Source organism: Bacillus sp. AP50 (assembly GCF_040492675.1).
Classification (GTDB): Bacteria; Bacillota; Bacilli; order Bacillales; family Bacillaceae_G; genus Bacillus_A; species Bacillus_A cereus.
The window spans coordinates 1-3688 of sequence record NZ_JBEUTW010000339.1 but is presented as its reverse complement, the minus strand read 5'-3'; the positions used below and the strand labels follow the sequence as shown (position 1 = coordinate 3688).

The window sequence follows — 3688 nt, the reverse complement described above, 5'->3', positions numbered from 1 at the left end:
ATGTAGAGGTATGTAAAAACGATTGGCTATAGTTAAAATTTTTTATCTATGCTTAAAATTCTAAAATACATTTATTTAATTTAATAATACGATTATAAAGGAGTAAAAATATGAATAATTTCGTAAAGGTAGGTTTAACTACAGGAGTGGTGTTATCGGCGATTATGCCTTATGGAGGAGTACATGCGGAAACAGAAGATTTAAAAGTGGAAACAAAGGAAGATACGTTCCGAACAGGTAATTTAACAGCACCTTCTCAAAATTCGGCAGAAAATGTAGCAAAGGATGCACTAAAAGGAAAAACAGAACAAGCATTATCATCAAAGCAAGTTAATACGGAATTCAAAGTTAATTATAATGTTACGCAAAGTCGTAAATCTTATGATGGTACTACATTGGTACGTCTTCAACAAACGTATGAAGGACGTGATGTATACGGATATCAACTAACAGCACATATTAATGATGATGGTGTACTTACGAGCGTTTCGGGAGATAGTGCCCAAAATTTACAACAACAGGAAGATTTGAAACAACCTATTACTCTATCAGAAGAGGATGCAAAGAAACAGCTTTTCAACATCTATGGAAATGATCTCACATTTATCGAAGAACCAGAAATTAAACAAGTGGTATATGTAGATGAAAATACAAATAAAGCTACAAACGCATATCAAATTACTTTTAGTGCATCTACACCTGAATATGTATCCGGTACAGTATTAATTGATGCTTTTGGTGGTAATCTATTAAAAGAACTCGTTCAAAAATTGGGTATACAAGTAGAGAGTAGTATTGTCCAATCTGCGACATCAAATAAATCAACAGATCCTTCAAAATTAACAGGTACAGGAAAAGATGACTTAGGTATTAATCGTACGTTTGGAATTACACAAAGAAGTGATGGAATGTACATGCTTGCAGATTATTCTCGTGGTAAGGGAATTGAAACATATACTGCTAATTATAAAGATTATAATAATTATAGAAGAAATGTATGGGGTTATCTCGATGATTTAGTAACAAGTAATTCTACAAATTTTACAGATCCTAAAGCAGTTAGTGCCCATTATTTAGCAACGAAAGTATATGATTTTTATCAAGAAAAATATGGCCGTAACAGCTTTGATAATAACGGACAAAAAGTAATTTCTGTCGTTCATGGTTGGAACACAAATGGTACGAATAAAGGAAATCCTAAGCAGTGGTTTAATGCATTTAGTAATGGCGCTATGCTAGTATACGGAGATCCAATTGTTAGAGCATTTGATGTGGCAGGACATGAATTTACACACGCGGTTACAAGAAATGAGTCTGGACTTGAGTACGCAGGAGAAGCTGGTGCAATTAATGAAGCGTTATCTGATATTTTAGGAGTAGCCGTTGAAAAGTATGCCAATAACGGAAAGTTCAATTGGACAATGGGAGAACAATCAGGTCGTATTTTTAGAGATATGAAAAACCCATCATCTATCTCTTCTAGATATCCAGAGGATTATAGGCATTATAATAACTTACCTATTGATGCTGACCACGATCATGGTGGTGTACACACGAACTCTAGCATTATTAATAAAGTAGCTTACTTGATTGCTAGTGGTGGAAGCCATAATGGAGTAAACGTACATGGCATTGGAGAAGATAAAATGTTTGATATTTTCTATTATGCAAATACGGATGAATTAAATATGACTTCTGATTTTAAAGAATTAAAAGAAGCTTGTATTCGTGTAGCAACGAACTTATATGGTAAAGACTCATTAGAAGTACAAGCTGTCCAACAAGCCTTTAAAGCAGCGTATATTTAATATTATTGTGATGAATTACAAACTCTTTCATTTTAATATAGTGATTAATTTGTATTTATAGAAAAAAACCTTGTAGAATTTTTCTGCAAGGTTTTTTTGAATGTTATCCCGCTATTTGCTGGGCAGTAAGACCCCCACCTCAAAATTTAGCTGTTATTTTTTTACTTGTTGTAAAGGATGGAAAGCTTTTAAGGTTGTGGCACGCCTCTTAAGAAAAAGATAAGGCGAAGCGATCTCGCTGTTATTTTCAAACAACAAACATTTGTTATTTGTATTATTTAGTGAAAGTTACCAAACGTTTTTCAAAACTATTTTACCTATTGCTTTATTTGACTCCAAATATTCATGTGCTTGTGCAACTTCATCAAACGTAAAAGATTTAGAATCTAGCAATGGACGAAGTTTTCCTTCTTCTACAATTTGCGTTATTTTCGTTAAGATTTCTCCGCAATCATTACGCTTATCTGTATGTAATATTTTTAATGCCATAAAAGTAACGTGCAGAGAGAGTCCTTTTGCGTGTAAAGGAGAGAGGTCATGGGTTGAACGAGCTGCAATAGTTACGACAGTTCCATTGACCGCAGCAGCTTCAAAAGAATGATCAAGATTCTTGCCGCCTACTGTATCAAATATAACTTCAAATCCGTTTCCGTTCGTATGTTTTTGTACATATTCTTGAACAGATTCTTCTTTATAATTAATAGCTATATCGGCTCCTAAACGATGGGCTATTTCCATTTTGTTTTGCTGAGAAGCTGTTGTAAAAACTTTAGCGCCTGCCCATTTAGCTAGTTGAATGGCTACGTGTCCTACGCCACCAGTAGCTCCATGAATGAGAACATTTTGACCAGGTTTAATATTTGCACGATCAAATAAAGATTCCCAAGCTGTAATTGCAACTAATGGTAGAGCAGCAGCTTCTTCCATTGTTAAATTATTAGGTTTGTGAGCAATTAATCGTGCATCAGCAAGCATAAATTCTGCAAGTGCACCTCCAGTTTCTTTAAAACCTCCGGCACATCCGTATACTTTATCCCCTGATTTGAATTTCGAAACACCTTCTCCTACTTCAATAACAATACCAGCTACATCGCCGTGTAATATAGCTGGAAACTCAGGAGCGACGGCTGAAACGGCACCACTACGCATTTTTGTATCGATTGGATTTACACTTGTTGCTTTTACATCGATTAGAACATGACCTGGTAAAAGTTTCGGTTTTGAAACTTCTTCTAATTGAAATACAGATGAATCCCCAAAAGAATGGATAATTTGTGCTTTCATAGTTTATACCTCCTGTTTGTGGTTATAGCATAGCAAAGTACGAAAAATAAGTATAATATTTTGAATTTGGTTAGTGAGAATTTTATATAAAGAAGAGGAAAGTGCATGAAATGAAATGAAATAATGTAACGTACTTCTAAAAACTACTGTAAAGCTTTTTGAAGAAAGGGTAGATGTTATTTTTGCAGCATGATTTATTCATTATGTTTATTATTACTCACTTAGTATAGGTATTTTAAAGTGCCTACATCACTTTAAAGTACGTACTGCTATTCATGTTATGGCCGATTTATAATAACACTCGTAGCACAAAGAAAGTTATAACGGTTACAATAGGCAACAATGTGGTGTTACAGTATTGCCTATCAATTTTGAGTAGAAATATGAAAAGTATAGATTTATATGAAAGAAAGAAAGATAGTGGATTGTGAGCTACAAAAGGATTAAATCGTCTTATTATAGAGAAGCCTTTTGGTTATAATGTAACGTCTGCTCGTGAGTTTAGCGATAAATTAATTGAATATTTTGATAAAAATGATATTTATTATAACGATCATTATCTTTGAAAATGAATGGTAACTAGGAATACACTTAGA

Annotated in this window: 2 protein-coding genes and 1 pseudogene; 2 read left to right on the top strand and 1 reads right to left on the bottom strand. The window is 33.7% G+C overall.

Features of this window, described 5'->3' with window-relative positions; all coding sequences use genetic code 11:
• Positions 1-110 precede the first annotated feature (110 nt).
• On the top strand, positions 111-1808 hold the full coding sequence (locus tag ABWK52_RS21820) for a M4 family metallopeptidase (RefSeq protein ID WP_098541111.1): 1698 nt from the start codon (positions 111-113) through the stop codon (positions 1806-1808).
• Positions 1809-2096: 288 nt separating this feature from the next.
• Here the strand turns inward: ABWK52_RS21820 and ABWK52_RS21815 are convergent, their stop codons facing one another.
• Positions 2097-3092 (bottom strand): zinc-dependent alcohol dehydrogenase family protein, encoded by a 996-nt coding sequence (locus ABWK52_RS21815; protein ID WP_000647254.1) that lies wholly within the window; start codon positions 3090-3092, stop codon positions 2097-2099.
• A 431-nt stretch (positions 3093-3523) separates the two neighbouring features.
• On the opposite strand from ABWK52_RS21815, the pseudogene ABWK52_RS21805 reads away from it, so the two are divergent.
• A pseudogene (locus ABWK52_RS21805) lies at positions 3524-3658 on the top strand (glucose-6-phosphate dehydrogenase); the annotation flags it as partial.
• Positions 3659-3688 lie beyond the last annotated feature (30 nt).

Bases quoted from the DNA above. Each gene is read 5' to 3' on its own strand.
- ABWK52_RS21820 (WP_098541111.1), top strand. From the start codon at position 111: ATGAATAATTTCGTAAAGGTAGGTTTAACTACAGGAGTGGTGTTATCG.
- ABWK52_RS21815 (WP_000647254.1), bottom strand. From the start codon at position 3,092: ATGAAAGCACAAATTATCCATTCTTTTGGGGATTCATCTGTATTTCAA.